The organism is Raoultella sp. T31 (assembly GCF_002806725.1).
Classification (GTDB): domain Bacteria; phylum Pseudomonadota; class Gammaproteobacteria; order Enterobacterales; family Enterobacteriaceae; genus Klebsiella; species Klebsiella electrica.
Genome location: NZ_PIBO01000011.1, coordinates 1 through 21,105 on the forward strand (window position 1 = coordinate 1; position 21,105 = coordinate 21,105).

Below are 21,105 nucleotides of genomic sequence, written 5' to 3' on the forward strand. Positions count from 1 at the left end.
TCGCTGTAGGCCGGATAAGCGCAGCGCCATCCGGCAATGCCTCACCGCCAGACCGAATTTCCCGCCACCGAGAAACGCCCCGCCCCAAGACAGGCAATCGCCAGCGCGCCAGTAAAGAAATAGACCAGGCTTTCGAGCGCCCATGCACCAACCGCATCCAACGCAAAAGTTTCACCGGTGCCAACCATCAGCCATGCGACGATCATCGTAAACGCCAGCACCAGCGCTGCTGGCCGGGTGAGGATACCAAGAATAATCAGACACGGCGCAACCACTTCACCAATCAGGACGCCGTAGGCGATAAATCCCGGCAACCCTTTCGCCACCAGCATGCCGCTGATGCCATCTACCCCCTCAAACAGTTTGTGTAATCCATGAAACAACATCAGCCCGCCCACGGTAAGTCGTAAGTCGTAAGTCGTAACAAGAGTTTGCCGACATCGTCTTTCGCTAGCGTTTTATTAACATTGATTAACAGTGACTTTATCATTTGAAATGATTCCTGTTTGCACCTGAGAGCCGATCAGATTATGCCTAATCATTGCGTAAGAAGATTTGATTTTTATCAGGGTGATTCACCGGCATGCCCATCAGTTTCATCTAAGCTTGTAAGCGTTATCACAAAAAGGAGATGGAGAACCATGAAACAAACCGTGGCGGCATATATAGCAAAAACACTTGAACAGGCCGGCGTAAAACGCATATGGGGCGTCACCGGCGACTCCCTCAACGGACTGAGCGATAGCCTGAACCGGATGGGCACCATTGCCTGGATGCCCACCCGACATGAAGAAGTCGCCGCCTTTGCGGCTGGCGCCGAAGCACAGTTAACCGGAGAGCTGGCAGTATGCGCAGGTTCATGCGGCCCGGGTAACCTCCATCTCATTAACGGCCTTTTCGACTGCCATCGCAATCATGTTCCCGTGGTCGCCATCGCCGCCCATATTCCCTCCAGTGAAATCGGCAGCGGCTATTTCCAGGAAACCCATCCGCAGGAGCTGTTTCGTGAATGCAGCCACTATTGCGAGCTGGTCTCCACGCCAGAGCAAATCCCGCAGGTGCTGGCCATCGCGATGCGTAAAGCGGTGATTAACCGTGGCGTATCGGTGGTGGTGCTGCCCGGCGACGTGGCGCTGAAAGCCGCACCGGAGAGCGCCAGCACCCACTGGTACGCCGCGCCGCTGCCGACGGTCACGCCGCCGGAGGAAGAGATCAAAAAGCTGGCGCAGGTGCTGCGCTATGCCAGTAATATCGCCCTGCTGTGCGGCAGCGGCTGCGCCGGCGCGCACGCAGAGCTGGTCGAGTTTGCCGCGAAATTAAAAGCCCCTGTCGTCCATGCCCTGCGTGGTAAAGAGCACGTTGAGTATGACAACCCCTATGATGTCGGGATGACCGGACTGATTGGCTTCTCCTCGGGTTTCCATACCATGATGAATGCCGATACCCTGGTGCTGCTGGGCACCCAGTTCCCCTACCGGGCCTTCTACCCCACCGATGCCAAAATTATCCAGATTGATATCAACCCCGGTAGCATCGGCGCCCATAGCAAAGTCGATATGGCGCTGGTCGGCGATATTAAGTCCACGCTCGGCGCGCTGCTGCCGCATCTGGAAGAGAAAACCGACCGCACGTTTCTGGATAAAGCCCTTGAGCACTATCGTGAAGCGCGTAAAGGGCTCGATGATCTGGCAAAGCCAAGCGACAAAGCGATTCATCCGCAGTATCTGGCGCAGCAGATCGGTCATTTTGCCGCCGACGACGCGATTTTCACCTGCGACGTCGGGACGCCGACCGTCTGGGCCGCGCGCTATCTGAAAATGAACGGCAGACGCCGCCTGATCGGGTCGTTTAACCACGGTTCGATGGCTAACGCCATGCCGCAGGCGATTGGCGCCAAGGCGGCAGCGCCGGATCGCCAGGTGGTGGCACTGTGCGGTGACGGTGGTTTTAGCATGTTGATGGGAGACTTTCTCTCGCTGGCGCAGATGAAGCTGCCGGTGAAAATTATCATCTTTAACAATAGCGTCCTCGGCTTCGTGGCAATGGAAATGAAAGCCGGAGGCTATCTGACCGACGGTACCGAACTGCACGACACCAATTTCGCTCGCATTGCTGAAGCCTGCGGGATAACAGGGATCCGCGTCGAAAAAGCCAGCGAAGTGGATAGCGCGTTACAGACCGCGTTTAGTACCGATGGCCCGGTGCTGGTGGATGTTGTCGTCGCCAAAGAGGAATTAGCCATTCCGCCGCAGATCAAACTGGAGCAGGCCAAAGGATTTAGTCTGTACATGCTGCGTGCCATTATCAGCGGACGCGGCGATGAGGTCATCGAACTGGCGAAAACCAACTGGCTCAGGTAAAACATTCTTTTCGTTAATCTCTGAAATCATGCCTGATGCCGCGATGCGGCGCGCCCGGGCATCCCCGACGACAGCACCGCGCCTGTCATCGGGGACACAAAAGGCGCGCGACAGCAGCCGCCTGCGGGATGATCGACCCAGAAGGAAATGCCGTGATAGATTTACGCAGTGATACCGTAACCCGGCCAGGCCCCGCCATGCTGGAGGCGATGATGGCCGCGCCGGTCGGAGACGACGTGTATGGCGACGACCCGACGGTAAATGAACTTCAGCGCTACGCCGCGCAGTTGGCCGCTAAAGAAGCCGCGCTGTTCCTGCCCACCGGCACCCAGGCTAACCTGGTCGGCCTGCTAAGCCACTGCCAGCGCGGCGAAGAGTATATCGTCGGCCAGGGCGCGCATAACTATCTGTATGAAGCGGGCGGAGCGGCAGTGCTGGGTAGCATTCAGCCACAGCCGATCGATGCCGCCGCCGACGGCACTCTGCCGCTGGATAAGGTCGCCGCGAAGATTAAACCTGACGATATCCACTTTGCCCCGACACGCCTGCTGAGCCTCGAAAACACCCACAACGGTAAGGTTCTGCCGCGCGCATACCTCCAGGAGGCATGGGAGTTTACCCGTAAGCATAATCTGGCATTGCACGTTGATGGCGCGCGTATCTTCAATGCGGTGGTTGATTACGGCTGCGAACTGCGCGACATCGCGCAGTACTGTGATTCATTCACTATCTGTCTCTCCAAAGGGCTGGGTACGCCGGTCGGCTCGCTGCTGGTCGGTAGCCACGAGTACATTCGCCGCGCCACCCGCTGGCGGAAAATGGTCGGCGGCGGCATGCGCCAGGCCGGGATTCTGGCGGCGGCGGGCCTCTACGCCCTGCAAAACAACGTCCAACGGTTAAAAGAGGACCACGATAATGCGGCGTGGATGGCCGGGCAGCTCAGCGCCATTGGCGCCGACGTGACCCGGCATGATACCAACATGCTGTTTGTCCGCGTGGGGGAAGAACACGCCGCAGCGCTGGGGGCATTTATGCAGCAGCGCGGCGTGCTGATCAATGCTTCGCCGATCGTGCGCCTGGTGACGCATCTGGATGTCAGCCGCCAGCAGCTTGCGGACGTCGTCGGCCACTGGCAGGCATTTTTGCAGCGCTAAGGAGCCCGGCGTGTCGCAACACATTCTGGTGCTCGGCGCCAGCGGCTATATCGGCCAGCATCTGGTGCAGGCATTAAGCGAGCAGGGTTACCCGGTGCTGGCGGCGGCGCGCCATGTCGACAGACTGCAAAAGCTCAATCTCCCGGGCGTAAGCTGCCAGCCGCTCGATCTTAACCAACCGCAGGGGCTGTCCGCCCTGCTGGCGCAGGCGGATACCGTGTATTATCTGGTGCACGGGATGGGCGAAGGCGGCGACTTTATTGCCCACGAGCGCCGGGTCGCGGCCAACGTTCGTGATGCCCTGCGCGTCACGCCGGTCCGGCAGCTGATTTTTCTCAGTTCCCTGCAGGCGCCGGAAGCGGAACAATCGGATCATCTGCGCGCCAGGCAAATCACCGCCGACATTCTGCGGGAAGCCGCCGTCCCGGTCACCGAACTGCGGGCAGGAATTATCATCGGCGCCGGTTCCGCCGCTTTCGAAGTGATGCGCGATATGGTCTACAATCTGCCGGTTCTGACGCCGCCGCGCTGGGTTCGCTCGCGAACGACGCCTGTCGCGCTGGAGAACCTGCTCTATTATCTGGTGCAACTGCTGCATCATCCGGCCAGCGCTCATCGGGTACTGGAAGCCGCCGGACCAGAAGTATTAAGTTACCAGCAGCAGTTCACTCGCTTTATGGCGGTGAGCGGTAAGCAGCGCCTGTTAATCCCGATTCCGTTTCCCACCCGCTGGATTTCGGTGTGGTTTCTCAACGTGATCACGTCGGTGCCTCCCACCATCGCCCGGGCATTGATTCAGGGGCTAAAGCACGATCTGATCGCCGACGATCGCGCTCTGCGCGCGCTGATCCCCCAGCCGCTTATCTCCTTTGATGAGGCGGTGCGCCGCACGTTAAAAGACGAAGAGCAGCTGGCGAACTCCAGCGACTGGGGCTATGACGCCCAGGCGTTTGCCCGCTGGCGGCCGGAGTATGGCTACTACCCTAAACAGGCCGGTTGTACGATCAGCACCCGCGCCAGCGCGGCGGCGCTGTGGCAGGTGGTTAATCAAATCGGCGGCAAAGAGGGTTACTTCTTTGGCAACATTTTGTGGCAAATCCGCGGGATGATGGACCTGCTGGTCGGCCACCGGCTGGCGAAAGGCCGTCCCGATCGCGCCGACCTGCAGACCGGGGATACGGTGGACAGCTGGAAGGTCATTATCGTCGAACCGGAAAAGCAGCTAACCTTACTATTCGGCATGAAAGCGCCGGGTCTGGGACGCCTGAGTTTTACGCTCAGAGATAAAGGCGATCGCCGCGAGCTGGATGTCCGCGCCTGGTGGCATCCTCACGGCATGCCCGGGCTGTTCTACTGGCTGCTGATGATCCCGGCGCATCTGTTTATCTTTCGCGGCATGGCGCGACGCATTGCCCGGCTGGCCGAACAAATCACAGGCAAATAGGCAGTATGTGTGGCATTCTTTCATCATTCTCATTGCATCATGAGGAGAATCACGGAAAAATGCGCACGAAATTCTTTTCTGGGACAGTAGGTTGATATGAAGGTACTGGTTACCGGCGCGACCAGCGGATTAGGCCGCAACGCGGTGGAATATCTGCGTCATCAAGGCATCAGCGTCAGAGCCACCGGGCGTAATGAAGCGATGGGCAAGCTTCTGAGCAAAATGGGCGCCGAGTTTGTGCCTGCCGATTTAACCGAGCTGGTTTCTTCGCAGGCTAAAGTGATGCTCGCCGGTATCGATACCCTGTGGCACTGTTCAAGCTTTACCTCTCCCTGGGGTACGCAGCAGGCTTTTGATCTCGCTAACGTGCGGGCCACCCGCCGTCTCGGAGAGTGGGCCGTTGCCTGGGGGGTGCGTAATTTCGTTCATATCTCCTCCCCGTCGCTCTATTTTGATTATCACCATCATCGCGATGTGCAGGAAGATTTCCGCCCGCAGCGTTTCGCCAATGAATTTGCCCGCAGCAAGGCGGCCAGTGAAGAGGTGATTCATCTGCTGGCTCAGGCGAACCCCAATACCCGCTTTACCATTCTGCGTCCGCAGAGCCTGTTCGGCCCCCATGATAAAGTGTTTATTCCTCGCCTGGCGCAAATGATGCAGCACTATGGTAGCATCCTGCTGCCACGCGGCGGCAGCGCGCTGGTTGATATGACCTATTATGAAAATGCGGTACATGCGATGTGGCTCGCCAGCCAGCCGCAGTGCGATCATCTGCCCTCCGGCCGCGCCTGGAATATCACCAACGGCGAACCGCGCACGCTGCACAGTATTGTGCAGAAGTTGATTGATGAACTGGGTATTAAGTGTCGGATCCGCTCCGTGCCCTACCCGATGCTGGATATTATCGCCCGCAGTATGGAGCATTTCGGCAATAAATCCGCCAGAGAACCCGCCTTTACCCACTACGGCGTCTCCAAGCTGAACTTTGACTTTACCCTCGATATCTCCCGCGCTCAGCAAGAGCTGGGTTATCAACCTGTGGTTACGCTCGATGACGGCATTATTCGCACCGCCGCCTGGCTGAAGGACCACGGCAAATTACACCGCTAACCGCAGGTTATCCCTGGCCATACTTTTCCAGCAGCGCCTCGGCGATGGCCTGGGTTTCAGCATCGGCGACGCCATCCCAGCGCGCCGGACGAAAGTGCATCTGAAAGGCCATAATGACTCGTTTCTGTTGCGCCGGGGTCATCTCCGGCGTGACCTGATAGCCATAGCGAGAGAGCATATCCAGCAGCTCTGCGCTATCAACCGCTTGATACGACGGTCGGCCATTGAGATAAAACGCCACCCGACCGGCATCCGGCCACGCGCCAATACCCTGCTCCGCCAGTTGCCGCCATGGGAATAACGGCCCGGGATCGTCCTTACGCTGCGGGGCAATATCGGCGTGGGCAACCACGTTTTGCGGCGCAATGTGGTAGCGGGCAATAATATCTTTTGCCAGCGGCATCAGCGCATTAATCTGTGCCGGGTTGAACGGCGTAAAGCTTTTCGTCCCCGCGTTTTTCTGCCAGCCGCGGTTCTCCAGCTCAATGCCGATAGAGGTATCGTTAATGCGCGTGCTGCCGCGCCAGAAGCTAATCCCCGCGTGCCAGGCCAAATCTTGTTCCGGCACCAGTTGCCAGATCCGCGGTTTGCCGTGATGCAGCGGGGGCTGCTCGGGAATCAAATAGTGCGAACTGACCTCTTTATCCGTCAGGGTCGCCAGGGAAACGTCAAAGTCATCGGCGGTATAGTGAATGACTAATATTTTCACTCTCGGGTAGGCGGCCTGCGCCGGATGGCGAGTATCGAGTTGGTAACCGTCGCGGTCAATAATTCCCTTTTCTGTCGCGCAGCCCGCCAGCAACAGCGTTAGCAGCGCGACGCTCAGTCCAGGGCGTATCCTCACCGTGTCTGTACCGCCGTGCCGCTGACGGAAACCATCAGCATGCTGCCATCCTTGCCCACCGTCTCATAATCGATATCGATACCGACGACCGCGTTGGCACCCAGCGCTTTTGCCTGCTCGCCCATCTCGCCAAACGCTATCTCCCGCGCCTTGCGCAGCTCTTTTTCATAGGACCCCGCGCGACCACCGACGATATCGCGGATGCTGGCGAAGAAGTCGCGAAAAACGTTCGCGCCGAGGATAGCCTCCCCCGTCACGACACCGCAATATTTCACAATAGGCTGCCCTTCGAGGGTGGGAGTCGTTGAAAATTGCATCATCAAGTCCTTCTTTTGCGTTCAAGGTGTTAGCTCAGAGAGTCAAGCACATTGTCGTATCGATACGCTATGCTTGAAGAGATATTTTAACGTAGTGAGCCTATAAGGAAATCATTATGCGCGACAAACTCGTTGCTTTTATTATCCCGTGCGCGCTCGCGCTGAGTGCCTGTACCACCGTCCCCCCCGCCTATAAAGATAATGGCACCCGCAGCGGGGCCTGCATCGAAGGTGGACCGGATGAGGTAGCGCAGAAATTCTACGATTATCAGATCCAGCACCGAAACCACGACCTGACGGCCCTGCGTCCTTATCTCAGCGACGATCTGGCCAGATTATTAAACGATGCCCGCCAGGATCCGTCCCGCAGCTCGCAGCTGCAATCGAACCTCTTCTCCAGCTCGACAACCCCGGCCGATAGCGCCAGCGTGGCCAGCGCCTCCACCATTCCAAACCGCGATGCCCGCAATATCCCTCTGCGCGTCGATTTAAAACAGGGCAGCCAAAGCTGGCAGGATGAAGTGCTGATGATTCAGGAAGGCCAGTGCTGGGCCGTCGATGACGTGCGTTATCTTGGTATTAACGCCCATGCCCCGGCCGGTTCCCTGCAACAGAGTCTTGAAAAACGCGGATAAGGACGTGGAACCTACGCCGCTGAAACGATAACTCCGGTAAAATGTCGGTATTTCTCCAGTTATGCCGACATTCGAGCCTCCCTACCCCACGAACCCATATTTTGTGCTAAGTTTAGAGGTAAACGCGGTTTACATTTAACTTTTAACGCATAAATATTGCATAACTATTCTGTCAAAGGTAGTATTTGCGGCCTCAATAGCTATTCGTATCAGACAGCCCAGATGAGTATTAAACTAAACGGCATTAACTGCTTCTACGGCGCGCATCAGGCGCTGTTCGACATCACGCTGGATTGCCCGCAGGGGGAAACGCTGGTGCTGCTCGGCCCGAGTGGCGCCGGGAAAAGCTCGCTGCTTCGCGTACTCAACCTGCTGGAAATGCCGCGTTCCGGGACATTACATATCGCCGGTAACCACTTCGACTTTACCAAAACGCCTTCTGACAAAGCCATTCGCGAGCTGCGCCAGAACGTGGGTATGGTTTTCCAGCAGTATAATCTGTGGCCGCACCTGACGGTGCAGCAAAACCTGATTGAAGCCCCCTGCCGCGTGCTGGGGTTAAGTAAAGACATGGCGCTCGCTCGCGCCGAAAAACTGCTGGAACGTCTTCGTCTCAAGCCCTACAGCGATCGTTATCCGCTGCATCTTTCCGGTGGTCAGCAGCAGCGCGTCGCCATTGCGCGGGCGCTGATGATGGAACCCCAGGTACTGCTGTTTGATGAACCTACCGCAGCGCTCGACCCGGAAATCACCGCTCAGATCGTCAGCATTATTCGCGAGCTGGCCGGCACCGGTATTACGCAGGTTATCGTCACCCACGAAGTGGAAGTGGCGCGTAAAACGGCAAGCCGCGTGGTGTATATGGAAAATGGTCACATCATTGAACAAGGGGATGCCAGCTGCTTTACGCATCCGCAGACCGACGCGTTTAAAAACTATCTTTCACATTGATGTTTTCGGGGAAATGACGATGAAAAAAGTACTGATTGCCGCGATCCTGGCCAGCATGAGCCTGTCAGCTACTGCCGCCCAGACCATTCGTTTCGCCACTGAGGCCTCCTACCCTCCGTTTGAATCGATTGATGCCAACAATAAAATTGTCGGTTTTGATGTCGATCTGGCCAACGCGCTGTGTAAAGAAATTGATGCTACCTGCACCTTTACCAACCAGGCCTTCGATAGCCTGATCCCCAGCCTCAAATTCCGCCGCATCGATGCGGTGATGGCCGGGATGGATATCACGCCTGAGCGTGAAAAGCAGGTGCTGTTCACCACACCTTACTATGAAAACTCGGCGCTGTTTGTCGGCCAGAAGGGTAAATTCACCAGCCTCGAGCAGCTGAAAGGCAAGAAAGTCGGCGTTCAGAACGGGACTACGCACCAGAAATTTATTAATGACAAACACCCTGAAATCACCACCGTGCCGTATGACAGCTACCAGAATGCGAAACTGGATCTGCAAAATGGCCGTATTGATGCCGTGTTTGGCGATAATGCCGTCGTCACCGAATGGCTGAAGAGCAATCCGAAGCTGGCCGCGGTGGGCGATAAGGTCACGGATAAAGACTACTTCGGCACCGGTCTGGGCATTGCGCTGCGCCAGGGCAATACCGAGCTGCAGCAGAAATTTAATGCTGCGCTGGAAAAAGTGAAAAAAGATGGGACTTACCAGACCATCTATAGCAAATGGTTTCAGAAGTAACGCTAAATGAATGAAATTTTTCCCTTAGCAAGCGCCGCCGGGATGACCGTCGGCCTTGCCGTTTGCGCGCTGATCATCGGCCTGGTGCTGGCGATGCTGTTTGCCGTGCTGGAGTCAGTGAAATGGCGCCCGCTGGCATGGTTCGCAACCGGCGTGGTCACGATTCTGCGTGGGCTACCGGAGATTCTGGTGGTCCTGTTTATCTATTTCGGCTCCTCACAGCTGCTGCTTACGCTCTCTGACGGTTTTACGATCAATCTTGGTTTTGTGCAGATTCCGGTACAGATGCAGATTGAAGACTTCGACGTCAGTCCGTTCCTGTGCGGTGCCATCGCGCTGTCCCTGCTGTACGCCGCTTACGCCTCGCAAACTTTGCGCGGGGCGCTCAAGGCGGTACCTCAGGGACAATGGGAGTCCGGCCAGGCGCTGGGGCTGTCGAAAGGGGCTATCTTCTTCCGTCTGGTGATGCCGCAAATGTGGCGTCATGCGCTGCCGGGCCTCGGCAACCAGTGGCTGGTTCTGCTGAAAGATACCGCACTGGTCAGTTTAATCAGCGTCAACGATCTGATGCTGCAAACCAAGAGCATCGCTACCCGCACTCAGGAACCGTTTAACTGGTATATCATCGCGGCGGCGATCTATCTGGTCATCACCCTGTTCAGTCAGTACATCCTCAAACGTATTGACCAACGTGCGACGCGCTTCGAACGGAGACCAGGCTGATGCTCGATTACTTACCCGAACTGCTAAAAGGGCTGCATACCAGCCTGACGCTGACGGCGGCGTCGATCGTCGTCGCACTGATCCTGTCGCTGGTTTTCACCATCGTCCTGACGCTGAAAACGCCGGTGCTGGTGTGGATTGTTCGCGCTTATATCACCTTATTTACCGGTACGCCGCTGCTGGTGCAGATCTTCCTGATTTACTATGGTCCAGGTCAGTTCCCCTCGTTGCAGGACTACCCGGTGCTGTGGCATCTGATTTCTGAACCCTGGCTGTGCGCCATGATAGCCCTGTCCCTGAACAGCGCCGCCTACACCACCCAGCTGTTTTATGGTGCGATCCGCGCCATCCCGGACGGCCAGTGGCAATCCTGTAGCGCGCTGGGCATGAGCAAGAAAGACACGCTGGCGATTCTGCTGCCGTACGCCTTTAAGCGCGCCCTCTCTTCTTATTCCAACGAGGTGGTGCTGGTGTTCAAAAGTACCTCTCTGGCTTACACCATTACGCTGATGGAAGTCATGGGGCACGGCCAGCTGCTGTACGGACGCACCTACGACGTCATGGTGTTTGGCGCGGCCGGTATCGTCTATCTCATCGTCAACGGTCTGCTGACGCTGCTGATGCGGTTAGTGGAGCGTCGAGCGCTGGCATTCGAACGACGGAATTAACCCTAAAAGGGATCCCTGAGGGATCCCTTTTTTATCTCTTAAAAGCACAGCACGTTAATCAGCAGTAAGGTGACCGACCCGGTCGCCCAGAGGATAGTCGAGGTGATACTCCACACCCTGATCTGCTCCTGGACTTCGGTCACGCCGAGCGAGCGGTTCACAACCCAAAAATAGGCATCGTTAAAGTAGGAAAACATAAAGGAGCCTACCGTACAGCCGAGGCCAGCAATCACCGGATCCACGCCTAAGGTCCCGATCATCGGGGCGGTAATACTCGCTGCGGTAATCATCGCCACCGTACCAGACCCCTGAATTAAACGCACCAGCGTCGAAATGGTCAGCGGCAGCAAGACGCCCGGCACGCCTGTGCGGATAATGTAATCGGCTATCATATTGCCGGCGCCGGAATCACGCAGCACCATACCCAGCGCCCCGCCGCCGCCGATAACCAGAAAGATAATCCCCGCCGAGCGAATCGCATTTTCCATATTTTGGGTGACTTCTTTACGCTCGTAACGGCTACCCAGCCCAATAATGGCGATCAGTAACCCGGTCCCCACCGCCGTAACCGGATGGCCGATAGCGACGACCATCTGCGCTAACGACTGCTGCCACGTATGACTCTCCGGGTCAATGTAGCCGAACTCCTTGAAGAAGGTGGCCAGCAGAATCAGTACGATGGGCACCATCAGCGGAGCAAACGAAATCACTTTACCCGGCAGAGAGTCCTCCTGCTGCACGCTTTCCTCGCCGGCAAGGGGGCGTTCACGGGTAAAACCGCTGCCGTCTGCCGTCGGGATCAGGAAAATAGCGTTGCCAAGACGTCGGGTATACAGGAATCCGGCTATCGCCACCGGTACCGCCACGACCATGCTCCAGAGCATAAACCGGCCAATCGGCATATTGAACTGCGATACCACGCCAAACGGACCAACGGCAGGCGGGATCATGCTATGACTGATCACTAATCCGGCCGCAAGCGTTGCCCCTAAGCCAACCACCGATTTACCCGTTGAACGGGAGATAGCCTTAACCAACGGTACCAGAACGATAAACGCCGAATCGCAGAATACGGCCATTGAGACGATCAGACCGATCATCACCAGCGCCAGCTCCTCACGTCCCTTGCCCAGCAGGTTGATAAACGAAATCGCCATGCGCTTAGAGGCTCCGCTCATCTGCAGCAGCGAGCCCATCATCACGCCAAAGCCAATCACGATGCCGATATTGCCTAACGTCCCGCCAAAGCCCCTGGTGACAGAAGCGATCATCATTTCGCTTTTCATCCCGCCCAACGAGCCGGTAATCACCGCGGCAATGATCAATGCGGGAAACGCGGGAATGCGCGTTTTAAGGATCATAAAGAGCAGCGCCGCTATTGCGACCAGCAGTCCGCCAATCACGCGGAAACTGTCGAGCTCCTCCCCGCTGGTGCTTCCAGGGTTAAAAATGATTAACCCAATGCCAAGGACTAGCGCCCCCTTCAATGCCGGACTCATTCCCGTCGCGGCGGCTTCCACTGGTTTATCAGACATACTCACCTCGGATTATTGAGGCAGCGGGCGGTGACGCCCGCCACAGGTTATTGTTTTTTGTAATAAGGCGCGTAGAGTGCCGCCAGCCTGACCGCTTCAATCAGGCTGACCGGATCGGCAATTCCCCTCCCCGCAATGTCATTTGCGGTACCGTGATCAACGGAAGTTCGCAGGACAGGCATGCCGCTGGTGATAGAAATGGTGCGGTGGAAGTCCACCATTTTGGTGGCGATATGCCCCTGGTCATGATACGGCGACAGCACGGCATCCCATGCCCCCTGCAGAGCAAAATGGAATACGCTGTCGGCCGGTTTTGGCCCCTCAATCGCTATGCCTTGCTCACGCGCGAGCTCAATACCCGGCAACAGAACGTCATCATCCTCATGACCAAACAGGCCGTGCTCGCCGCCGTGGGGATTAATCGCGGCCACCACCAGTTTGGGCTGTGGCACGCCAAGCTGCTGCAGCGCACGCGTACAGCGCAGCGCGTAATCGCATACTTTCTCCGGCGTCAGGCTGCGGATCGCCTCAACCAGAGAGAGATGGCGCGTCAGGAAGAAAACCCGCAGCGTGCGAACCTGAAACAGGGTCAGCGGATCGTGGGTATTCGTGAGATGAGCAAATATCTCGGTATGTCCGATAAAGTCAACGCCCCCGGCCCTCAGCGACTCCTTATTAATCGGGGTCGTCGCCACCGCATCGACGTCGCCGCATAGCGTCATCTTTACCGCTTTCTCAATACAGTCATAGGCCGCCCTGCCGCACTGCCCCTGAATCTCTCCCGCTTTAAACACGTCAATATTGAGATCTCCGGTCTCAATAAGATTCATTAATCCCGGTCGATCGATATACTCATTCACGCCAGAAATGACGTTAATTGATAACGATACGCCGGAAAACTTCATCGCCTGTTCCAGAATAGTTTTATTGCCGACAACGACCATTCTGGCATATTGTTGCGCATGCTCCGACGCCAGGGTTTTTACGGTAATCTCCGGGCCGATGCCAGCAGCATCCCCCATTGGAATAACCACCAACGGTCTCATAATTAACTCCTTTTATATTTACACAGTTTCGGTAATGGCAGTGTTACCCGAGACTTTCGTCACTAAATAATCAATGCAGTGCACCAGAGTATTATCATTCCCGACAAATCCGCCTTTGGTAATTAATGGCAGCCCATCAGCCAGTCCGCCAACTAACTTTCCATAGACGGCCAGCGGCTCAACTTCGTCTTTTAATACTACGCCACTGCCTTTTAATCGTTTGGTTATACTGACCATCACATCGCCGCCGCTACCGTAGAGTCCGCTGATCGGCGATTTTTCTTTCTTCAACACCTGAGCCACGACTTCGGCGATACCGCTATTAATCATGCAGCTGACCTGATGATTGTCGACCGCAAATTTTTTAGCGAGCGTTTCCAGCCTGAATATATGCTCAGGGGCCTCGACAGAATCAATGCCGACCACATCACAGGTCCGGGTTTTATCAATTAACCGGTCAACGAGCTGGGCGGCATTTTCCGGGTGAAGAGAAAAATTAATTAACTCTTCTGCCGACAGCGTTTCAATATACACTTCGCGCTCGTAGCGTAATTTTTTTATTTGCCGCTGGGTTAAATCAGAAACGCTGCCAATGGCCAGAAAAACTTTATTGGTCCGCCTGCGTCCGGATGAAAATTTTAACCATGCGAGCTGCGCGGTGAACACGCCGGGGTCAACGCAAAAACAGGGAATTTTTGCTTTCTGTACCGCCTGGGCTATCTGCTGAATATCATCGCCGGTTGTCGCATCGATGATGACAATACGCACGTTAGCGCAATACAACTCCTTTAGTTTTTTAGTCAGCGTGATTTCGCCTCGCAACACATCGCGCAGACAAATATAGCTGACGTTTTTATTGGTCTGCTGGCGGAACAATTCCACCACCGACGATTCCAGCATGGGGTTTTTAGGATCGTTGCGCATTGCGGTATTCTGTAGCGGAATGCCATCCACCAGCAGCGAGCCTCCCACACAAATACGCCCGCTGGAGGGATATACGGGGACGACGATAGCCATCAGATGGGGGAAGCTATCGATGACCGCATCAACTTCAGCGCCCAAATTACCGCGCAGCGTTGAATCAATGCGCTTACTGATCAACGTCTGTTCGGGGTTAATCCGCGCGACGCATTCCGCTACCCGCCTGTAGGCTTCAACAGAGGAAACAGAGCGGGAATCTGTAGAAAATGAAACCACATCAAAGCGCTGCGCCTCTTCAGCGTCGTTATCCAGACAGGTCATGGTCGTAAACCCTTTGGTACTTAACAGCGCGGCGGTCGCATTTGCGCCGGTTAAATCGTCCGCAATTATTGCAATTTTCACAGTGCTTCCCTCTCCGTATCGGGTTGATGTCACCTCATCAGCGAATCGCTATTGACGATGACCTGACTGAATTCCGCCAAATCGGTTATTTTGTAATGGCAGAAGACATTTCGTTTACTCTCATCCACCAGCAGGACTGACTTTGCGGCACGGCTCATTGCCATCCACTTGCAGTCCGCTTTACTTTGCGTGGTCGTCATTGCGCCATAATTCTCATCAAAACCATCGGCCCCGATAAAAGCGAGGTCGGTATAATGCTCGCTCAGGTAACGCAGCGTCTCGGTACAATAGGCTGAGCGGCTTTCCCTGACTAACTCACCGGGGCAAATAAGCAATTTAATGTTGGGTCGGTCATTCAAAATATAGGCGGTAGAAATATCGTTAGTGATCACCGTTAGTGGAATATCTATTAACCAGGCCAGCTGTTTCACCGTGGTACCACCGTCCATAAAAACAATCTCGCCAGGACGCAAGAGTTTATAGGCCTGGAGCGCCACCTCTTTCTTCCATGCAATATTGTGCTGCGCTTTATCTTTATATTCCGGACTTTCGTTAATGAATCCCTTAATAATTTGCCCACCGAATATAACCTTGACCCGCCCGTTCTTCTGGAGTTCCTCAACATCACGGCGAATTGTCATATGTGAAACTGTAAAGTATTCAGCTAACTGGTTAATAGTAGTGGAATGATTAACGTCAAGCATCTCAATAATACGACGCACCCTTTGCGTTTTTGAATAGCGTGTCATGACATTATCTCGATGAGTGTTAGCTTCACTCGATTTTTAAGCTAACCGTTTTTCAAATATGGAGATGTGAATAAAATCACAAATTCACAGTTCATTCACTCAATCACAAAATTAAAAGAGTATTGTGATCGGGCCTACCATAATAACGATAAACGACTAAAGGAACTCGTTATGAATAATAAAACAAGAAACATTCAGGAATTAATTAATCGAGGCCGTAACGTATTAAATGAAGAAGCAAAGGCAATAATTAGTGCAACCTCTAATATTAATGAGAGCTTTGCGCAAGCGATAAATATTATATTAAATGCACCGGGCAAGGTGGTGCTAAGCGCAATGGGCAAACCCGGCTATATCGCGCATAAGATTTCGGCCACCCTCGCCAGCACCGGCACTCCCTCATTTTATCTGCACCCGGGCGAAGCGCTGCACGGCGACCTGGGAAGAGTCAGCCGCGAAGATGTCGTGATCCTTATCTCCAACAGCGGCGAAACGACCGAAGTCGTCAATATGCTCCCCGCGCTCAAGCGAACAGGCGTGCCCATTATTACGATATGCGGAACCCCTGACTCCCTCCTGGCAAAATACAGCGACGTGGTTATCTCCGCTCAGGTTGAGCACGAATGCTGCCCCCTGGATCTTGCCCCGACAACCAGCACCACCCTGGCGTTGGCTATCGGAGACGCCCTTGCCGTGACCCTGATGCAAGAGCGAAACTTCAGCAAAGAGGCGTTTGCCCTCTACCATCCCGGCGGTTCGCTCGGCAGGAGGCGGCTATTAACGGTCGGGAAAGCAATGCGCAGCGGCGAAAAAGCCTGTCTTATCGGTCGGGAGTCGACGATACTCGATGCGCTGTTTATCATGACCCGCTATCTCTCCGGGGCAGCGCTGATTGTCAATGGCCGCAATGAACTGGAAGGCATAATTACCGACGGTGATATCCGCCGCTATATCATGTACAACAACCTCTTCTTACAGACCCCGGTGAGGGAGCTGATGAACCCTTTCGCGACCTGCATTAGTCAACACCAGTTAATTGATGAGGCGATCAGGACCATGGAGCAGCATCAGCCGGCTCCCGTCAGCGTGCTGCCGGTGATTAACGACGACAAGCAGGTTGTCGGATTGCTGCATTTAACCGATCTCCTGAACATATTTCCAGCAGAAAAATAAATAAAAATACATTTATATTGAATATAAATTCATTTTTTGGCATGGTGATTCCACGTCAGGAAACGACGAACGACCATAATATTGACAGACGGGAGCAACACGCATGAAGAAGTTACTGTTAGCCGCAATGTTCGCCACTACCGCATTTAACGCGGCCGCAGCAGAGAAGATCAGCTTCGGCGTTTCGGCGACCTACCCTCCTTTTGAATCCATGGATGCTAACAATCAGATCGTCGGTTTCGATCTGGATCTGGCGAAAGCACTGTGCAAACAGATGCAGGCTGACTGTACCTTTACCAACCACGCTTTCGATAGCCTGATCCCGGCGCTGAAATTTAAAAAATATGACGCGGTGATTTCCGGCATGGACATTACTCCGGAGCGCAGCAAGCAGGTCGCCTTTACCGATCCGTACTACGCTAACTCGGCGCTGGTTATCGCTAAAAAAGACGCCTTCCACTCCTTTGCCGATCTGAAAGGCAAACGTATTGGCATGGAAAACGGCACTACCCACCAGAAATATCTGCAGGACAAACATCCGGAAGTCAAAACCGTCGCCTATGACAGCTATCAGAACGCGATTATCGACCTGAAAAATGGCCGTATTGACGGGGTGTTTGGCGATACCGCGGTGGTGAATGAGTGGCTGAAGACCAACCCACAGCTGGGCGTCGCCACTCCAAAAGTGACCGACCCGCAATACTTCGGCACCGGCCTCGGCATCGCGGTACGTCCGGACAACAAGGTGCTGCTGGAAAAACTCAATGGCGCGCTGAAAGCGATTAAAGCGGACGGCACGTATCAGAAAATCAGCAATCAGTGGTTCCCGCAGTAATCCTCCGCTGACCCGGGGCACCATGTCTGCTCCGGGTCGCTCTCCCCGGCCAGTACGGCACGAACGGGGAACCCACGCTATGAGCGCAACGGCAGGGTAAAGCGGAAGCTGGCCCCTGCTGGCACATCCACCAGGTGAATATCACCGCCGTGCAGTTGCAGCATCCGCCGCACAATCATCAGCCCCAACCCGCCTCGCGATTCCGGGCTCTGGCCGGGCTCCAGCACCGAAGGCCTCTCAAACAATGTGGCCCGCAGCTCGCCGGCAACGCCGGGACCGCTATCGGCGACGTCAACCACCATCTCCGCCCCCTGCTGACGGGCCGTCAGGCTGATATTGCCGCCATCCGGCGTATGGCGAATCGCGTTATCCAGCAAATTGGTCAACACCCGCTCCATCATCGATAAATCCGCCACCACCGGCGGCAATCCCCCGGCCAGCGAGAGCTGTAAGCGAATATGGCGGGTGGCAATCGCCAGGTCGAACTTCTGCGCCACGTCCTGAACCAGCTCCGCCAGCACAAATTTCTCCGGCTGCAGCTTGATGCCGCCATGCTCAAGGCGCGCCAGCTCAAACAACTGCTGGGAAAGAGAGCGGACTTTATTCCCCTGGCGCAGCGCAATATTGAGGTAGCGCTTGCTCTCTTCCGCACTCAGCCGATCGGCTTTCAGCGTCAGCGTCTCGAGATAGCCCAGCAGCGACGTCAGCGGAGTGCGCAGATCGTGAGAAATATTGGCGATAAACTCACGCCGCTGGCGATCGCTGTCGGCCAGCCGATCCCACTGCCCGGCGATCTGCCGGGCCAGGTCGATAAACCGGTTATGCAGGATCGCCACTTCATTCCCCGGATGCGGATCCGGCGCTTGCGCCGCCAGCAGTTTAATCGCCCCGATGCTGTCTTCTCCGGGGATCCCCACCTGCGCGGTTAGCTGGCGTACCGGGCGCGTCACCCAATACCAGGCCAGGCCGCCGGCCAGCAGACCAAACAGGGCCACCAGCAGCAGCGTCCAGACAAGCAGGCTCCCCAGCGTCTTCTGCCAGGCGCTGGCCGCCAGCTCATTAAAGGTTTCCCCTTGCAGGATAATATAGAGATAGCCGCGCAGCTGGCCGTCGACATTCAGCGGCGCCACGCTGAACACCTTGCGCTGATCCTGGCTACGCGGATCGTCGCCGTACACCGGCCAGGTGCCACCGGAGAGAAACGTCTGGATCGGCACGATGTCAACGCGCTGGCGTTTGATATGGCCCGGCGGCGCAGCATCCGCCAGCAGCTCGCCGTCAGGAGAGACCAGATAGAGCTCGACGCTGGGGTTGAAGACCATCAGCCGGTCGAAAAGCGGTTTCAGCGCCTCGCGATTAACCTGGCCCCGCGCATCGAGCAGCGGTTCACGGGCAACAATCTGCTGCGCCAGCCCGACCGAAAGACGCTGGACCATCGCATTACCGTATTGCGCGCTGCTATACAGCTGAACCACGCAGACCGCCGCCGCGCAAAGCAGCAGCAGCGAAGTGAACACCAACGCCAGGCGCTGGCTCAGGCTTAAGCGACGCATCATTGCCCGGCTCCTTTACGCGCGGGCGCGAATTTATAGCCCTTGCCCCAGACCGTCAGAATGATTTCCGGCTCCGCCGGGTCGCGTTCGATTTTACTGCGCAGGCGGTTGATATGCGTATTGACCGTATGCTCATAGCCTTCATGCTGGTAACCCCAGACGCGGTCAAGCAGGGCCAGACGAGAAAAGACCTCGCCGGGATGGCGGGCAAAGTAGTACAGCAGGTCAAATTCGCGCGGCGTCAGATCCACCAGTTCGTCATGCAGTCTGATTTCGCGCGAAAGCGGGTCGATGCTCAGACCGTGGCAATCGATACGCCCGGAATCCATCAGCAAATTGAGCCCCATCGCCTCCTGGCGGCGAAACAGCGCTTTGACTCGCGCAACCAGTTCGATAACCGAAAACGGTTTGGCCAGGTAGTCGTCCGCCCCCATTTCCAGCCCCAGCACGCGGTGCGTCTCGCTGGCGCGGGCGCTGATAATAATCACCGGCAGGTAGCGGGTCATCTGGCGAATGCGCCGGCAAATCTCCAGCCCATCGACATTGGGCAGCATCAGGTCAAGAATCGCCGCATCCCAGCCGCCCTTTTCCAGCTGCACCAGCGCCTGCGCGCCGTCCGCTTCATGCACAATCTGATATCCCTCATCCTGCAGATTTAAACGCAGCAACGCGGCAATATCGTCGTCATCTTCGACCAACAGGATTTTCTTTGCCATGGTTAGTGCTCCGCTCATTTCACGCTGTTATGAGTCAAGCTTACCCGATTTACGCCGGCAGAAGAGTTCACATTTTGTTTAAACTTCGCGAACCAGCAGCGTCAGCACTTCGTAGTGGGCGGTATGAGGGAACATATCAAACAGCTGCACCCGCTCAACCCGATAGCCCGGCAGCTGCGCAATATCTTTCGCCATCGTCTGCGCGTTACAGCTGGAGTAGATAATAAAGGGCGGCGCCATACGGCATAAATAGTCGCACAGCTCGCGGCCGATCCCACGGCGCGGCGGGTTGACCAGCACCAGCTCAGGAATCTCGCCCTCCGCGGTGGCAAACTGCGTCGAGTCCAGCGCCTGAAAATGCAGATTGCTCAGGCCCAGTTCAGCGGCGGACTGCTTCGCGCTGGCGATAGCCTCCGGCGCAATCTCAATCCCGGTCAGGCGCATTTGCGGCGTGGCGCAGTGCAGGCCAAAGCCCCCCACTCCGCAGAACAGATCCCACATATGCTTGACCGGCAGCTGGCGCACCCAATCGCGAGCGGTCGCATACAGCTGGCTGGCAACGCTCGGGTTGGTTTGAAAGAAACTCTGCGGGCGGATCCACAGCGGTACGCCGTTAAAGTTCTCCGCCAGCGCTGGCTGCTCGCTTAAGAGAATCTCCTGCTCGCCTTCCATAATGGCCATATGTACCGGCTGAATATTGGCGGTAATCACCTTCAGCTGCGGGAGCTGCGCCTGCAGCCACGGCAGCGCGGCGCGGAGCTGTTCCAGTTTTGTCGACGAGCGCAGCACAAAACGCAGCATCATGCCGCCATCCAGCTGGCTTTCCGTCAGCAGCAGATACTTCAGCTCGCCGCGCCTGCGGGCGACGTGATAGGGCGTTAATCCGGCGCGGGCGATAAACGGTTTCAGCGCGGCAAAAACCGGCGCAAAACTGGCCGGATAAAGCGGACATTCGGTCAGGTCTTCCGGGCTGCCATCGCGGTGCAACATCCCCAGCAGCGGGCGTTCAACGCTGCCGCTGACCACCATTTTGGCTTTGTTGCGAAAACCGGCTTGCGGGCCGGAAACCGGCTCAAACCATGTCGCGACCGGGCTGTCCGCCAACAACGTTCTGAGGTCGGCCATTTTACTGGCGAGCTGTTGTGTTAACGGCCGTTCCAGCCACTGACAGGAGCGACAGCGGCCCGCGTCATAGAGTGCGCAGTGCATAAAAAGACC

20 protein-coding genes and 1 pseudogene are annotated in these 21,105 nt (G+C 56.0%); 11 read left to right on the top strand and 10 right to left on the bottom strand.

What is annotated here, in order from left to right; genetic code table 11:
* Positions 1-41: 41 nt before the first annotated feature.
* Positions 42-490, bottom strand: a pseudogene (locus CWM52_RS10065) (DoxX family protein).
* 151 nt (positions 491-641) lie between these two features.
* Here CWM52_RS10065 and poxB point away from each other — a divergent pair.
* The 4 genes from poxB to CWM52_RS10085 all read left to right on the top strand — a co-directional run bounded on the left by poxB (position 642) and on the right by CWM52_RS10085 (position 6,068).
* Positions 642-2,360 (top strand): ubiquinone-dependent pyruvate dehydrogenase, encoded by a 1,719-nt coding sequence (gene poxB / locus CWM52_RS10070; protein WP_100683976.1) that lies wholly within the window; start codon positions 642-644, stop codon positions 2,358-2,360.
* 152 nt (positions 2,361-2,512) lie between these two features.
* Positions 2,513-3,514, top strand: a complete 1,002-nt coding sequence (ltaE, locus tag CWM52_RS10075; RefSeq protein ID WP_100684087.1) for a low-specificity L-threonine aldolase — start codon at positions 2,513-2,515, stop codon at positions 3,512-3,514.
* 10 nt (positions 3,515-3,524) lie between these two features.
* Positions 3,525-4,958 carry an SDR family oxidoreductase gene (locus tag CWM52_RS10080; protein WP_100683977.1) on the top strand — a complete coding sequence of 478 codons (1,434 nt, stop codon included), beginning with the start codon at positions 3,525-3,527 and terminating at the stop codon, positions 4,956-4,958.
* 96 nt (positions 4,959-5,054) lie between these two features.
* Complete coding sequence (locus tag CWM52_RS10085) at positions 5,055-6,068, top strand: NAD-dependent epimerase/dehydratase family protein (protein ID WP_100683978.1); 1,014 nt, start codon at positions 5,055-5,057, stop codon at positions 6,066-6,068.
* A 7-nt stretch (positions 6,069-6,075) separates the two neighbouring features.
* Here CWM52_RS10085 and CWM52_RS10090 read toward each other — a convergent pair whose 3' ends face one another.
* Positions 6,076-6,906: an N-acetylmuramoyl-L-alanine amidase gene (locus CWM52_RS10090; protein ID WP_100684088.1), complete on the bottom strand. Its 831-nt coding sequence runs from the start codon at positions 6,904-6,906 to the stop codon at positions 6,076-6,078.
* Between the two features lie 2 nt (positions 6,907-6,908).
* Positions 6,909-7,229 (bottom strand): heavy metal-binding domain-containing protein, encoded by a 321-nt coding sequence (locus CWM52_RS10095; RefSeq protein WP_100684089.1) that lies wholly within the window; start codon positions 7,227-7,229, stop codon positions 6,909-6,911.
* A 116-nt stretch (positions 7,230-7,345) separates the two neighbouring features.
* Between CWM52_RS10095 and CWM52_RS10100 the strand changes: the two genes are divergently transcribed.
* The 5 genes from CWM52_RS10100 to artM all read left to right on the top strand — a co-directional run bounded on the left by CWM52_RS10100 (position 7,346) and on the right by artM (position 10,957).
* A complete protein-coding gene (locus CWM52_RS10100) occupies positions 7,346-7,864 on the top strand; it encodes a lipoprotein (RefSeq protein ID WP_100683979.1) in 519 nt (172 codons plus the stop codon).
* A gap of 222 nt (positions 7,865-8,086) precedes the next feature.
* Positions 8,087-8,815: an arginine ABC transporter ATP-binding protein ArtP gene (gene artP, locus CWM52_RS10105; RefSeq protein WP_100683980.1), complete on the top strand. Its 729-nt coding sequence runs from the start codon at positions 8,087-8,089 to the stop codon at positions 8,813-8,815.
* A gap of 19 nt (positions 8,816-8,834) precedes the next feature.
* The gene (gene artI, locus CWM52_RS10110) at positions 8,835-9,566 is read left to right on the top strand and encodes an arginine ABC transporter substrate-binding protein ArtI (protein ID WP_100683981.1); all 732 of its coding nucleotides are present in this window, start codon (positions 8,835-8,837) and stop codon (positions 9,564-9,566) included.
* Positions 9,567-9,572: 6 nt separating this feature from the next.
* Positions 9,573-10,289: an arginine ABC transporter permease ArtQ gene (gene artQ, locus CWM52_RS10115; RefSeq protein WP_100683982.1), complete on the top strand. Its 717-nt coding sequence runs from the start codon at positions 9,573-9,575 to the stop codon at positions 10,287-10,289.
* Positions 10,289-10,957, top strand: a complete 669-nt coding sequence (gene artM, locus CWM52_RS10120; protein WP_100683983.1) for an arginine ABC transporter permease ArtM — start codon at positions 10,289-10,291, stop codon at positions 10,955-10,957. The genes artQ and artM overlap by 1 nt, the downstream gene beginning before the upstream one ends.
* 38 nt (positions 10,958-10,995) lie before the next feature.
* On the opposite strand, the gene CWM52_RS10125 is transcribed toward artM, so the two are convergent.
* The 4 genes from CWM52_RS10125 to CWM52_RS10140 are packed head-to-tail and all read right to left on the bottom strand — an operon-like array spanning position 10,996 to position 15,610.
* Positions 10,996-12,492, bottom strand: a complete 1,497-nt coding sequence (locus tag CWM52_RS10125; RefSeq protein ID WP_100683984.1) for a GntP family permease — start codon at positions 12,490-12,492, stop codon at positions 10,996-10,998.
* A gap of 47 nt (positions 12,493-12,539) precedes the next feature.
* Positions 12,540-13,538: a 4-hydroxythreonine-4-phosphate dehydrogenase PdxA gene (pdxA, locus tag CWM52_RS10130; protein ID WP_100683985.1), complete on the bottom strand. Its 999-nt coding sequence runs from the start codon at positions 13,536-13,538 to the stop codon at positions 12,540-12,542.
* An 18-nt stretch (positions 13,539-13,556) separates the two neighbouring features.
* Positions 13,557-14,861: a four-carbon acid sugar kinase family protein gene (locus CWM52_RS10135; protein WP_165785372.1), complete on the bottom strand. Its 1,305-nt coding sequence runs from the start codon at positions 14,859-14,861 to the stop codon at positions 13,557-13,559.
* Positions 14,862-14,890: 29 nt separating this feature from the next.
* Complete coding sequence (locus CWM52_RS10140; RefSeq protein WP_100683987.1) at positions 14,891-15,610, bottom strand: DeoR/GlpR family DNA-binding transcription regulator; 720 nt, start codon at positions 15,608-15,610, stop codon at positions 14,891-14,893.
* Between the two features lie 66 nt (positions 15,611-15,676).
* Here CWM52_RS10140 and CWM52_RS10145 point away from each other — a divergent pair, with 66 nt between their 5' ends.
* The gene (locus CWM52_RS10145) at positions 15,677-16,783 is read left to right on the top strand and encodes a KpsF/GutQ family sugar-phosphate isomerase (protein WP_227521279.1); all 1,107 of its coding nucleotides are present in this window, start codon (positions 15,677-15,679) and stop codon (positions 16,781-16,783) included.
* Positions 16,784-16,886: 103 nt separating this feature from the next.
* The gene (artJ, locus tag CWM52_RS10150) at positions 16,887-17,618 is read left to right on the top strand and encodes an arginine ABC transporter substrate-binding protein ArtJ (protein WP_100683989.1); all 732 of its coding nucleotides are present in this window, start codon (positions 16,887-16,889) and stop codon (positions 17,616-17,618) included.
* Between the two features lie 77 nt (positions 17,619-17,695).
* Here artJ and CWM52_RS10155 read toward each other — a convergent pair whose 3' ends face one another.
* The 3 genes from CWM52_RS10155 to rlmC form a co-directional block, all read right to left on the bottom strand.
* Positions 17,696-19,174 (bottom strand): sensor histidine kinase, encoded by a 1,479-nt coding sequence (locus tag CWM52_RS10155; protein WP_100683990.1) that lies wholly within the window; start codon positions 19,172-19,174, stop codon positions 17,696-17,698.
* Positions 19,171-19,887: a response regulator transcription factor gene (locus CWM52_RS10160; protein ID WP_100683991.1), complete on the bottom strand. Its 717-nt coding sequence runs from the start codon at positions 19,885-19,887 to the stop codon at positions 19,171-19,173. Before CWM52_RS10160 ends, CWM52_RS10155 begins: the two co-directional genes overlap by 4 nt.
* Positions 19,888-19,965: 78 nt before the next feature.
* Positions 19,966-21,096, bottom strand: coding sequence for a 23S rRNA (uracil(747)-C(5))-methyltransferase RlmC (gene rlmC, locus CWM52_RS10165; RefSeq protein ID WP_100683992.1), 1,131 nt, complete (start codon positions 21,094-21,096; stop codon positions 19,966-19,968).
* Between the last annotated feature and the right edge of the window lie 9 nt (positions 21,097-21,105).

Bases quoted from the DNA above. Each gene is read 5' to 3' on its own strand.
- CWM52_RS10140 (WP_100683987.1), bottom strand. From the start codon at position 15,610: ATGACACGCTATTCAAAAACGCAAAGGGTGCGTCGTATTATTGAGATG.
- CWM52_RS10085 (WP_100683978.1), top strand. From the start codon at position 5,055: ATGAAGGTACTGGTTACCGGCGCGACCAGCGGATTAGGCCGCAACGCG.
- artI (WP_100683981.1), top strand. From the start codon at position 8,835: ATGAAAAAAGTACTGATTGCCGCGATCCTGGCCAGCATGAGCCTGTCA.
- rlmC (WP_100683992.1), bottom strand. From the start codon at position 21,096: ATGCACTGCGCACTCTATGACGCGGGCCGCTGTCGCTCCTGTCAGTGG.
- artQ (WP_100683982.1), top strand. From the start codon at position 9,573: ATGAATGAAATTTTTCCCTTAGCAAGCGCCGCCGGGATGACCGTCGGC.
- CWM52_RS10095 (WP_100684089.1), bottom strand. From the start codon at position 7,229: ATGCAATTTTCAACGACTCCCACCCTCGAAGGGCAGCCTATTGTGAAA.
- artM (WP_100683983.1), top strand. From the start codon at position 10,289: ATGCTCGATTACTTACCCGAACTGCTAAAAGGGCTGCATACCAGCCTG.
- artP (WP_100683980.1), top strand. From the start codon at position 8,087: ATGAGTATTAAACTAAACGGCATTAACTGCTTCTACGGCGCGCATCAG.
- CWM52_RS10100 (WP_100683979.1), top strand. From the start codon at position 7,346: ATGCGCGACAAACTCGTTGCTTTTATTATCCCGTGCGCGCTCGCGCTG.
- pdxA (WP_100683985.1), bottom strand. From the start codon at position 13,538: ATGAGACCGTTGGTGGTTATTCCAATGGGGGATGCTGCTGGCATCGGC.
- CWM52_RS10125 (WP_100683984.1), bottom strand. From the start codon at position 12,492: ATGTCTGATAAACCAGTGGAAGCCGCCGCGACGGGAATGAGTCCGGCA.
- artJ (WP_100683989.1), top strand. From the start codon at position 16,887: ATGAAGAAGTTACTGTTAGCCGCAATGTTCGCCACTACCGCATTTAAC.
- CWM52_RS10155 (WP_100683990.1), bottom strand. From the start codon at position 19,174: ATGATGCGTCGCTTAAGCCTGAGCCAGCGCCTGGCGTTGGTGTTCACT.
- poxB (WP_100683976.1), top strand. From the start codon at position 642: ATGAAACAAACCGTGGCGGCATATATAGCAAAAACACTTGAACAGGCC.
- CWM52_RS10160 (WP_100683991.1), bottom strand. From the start codon at position 19,887: ATGGCAAAGAAAATCCTGTTGGTCGAAGATGACGACGATATTGCCGCG.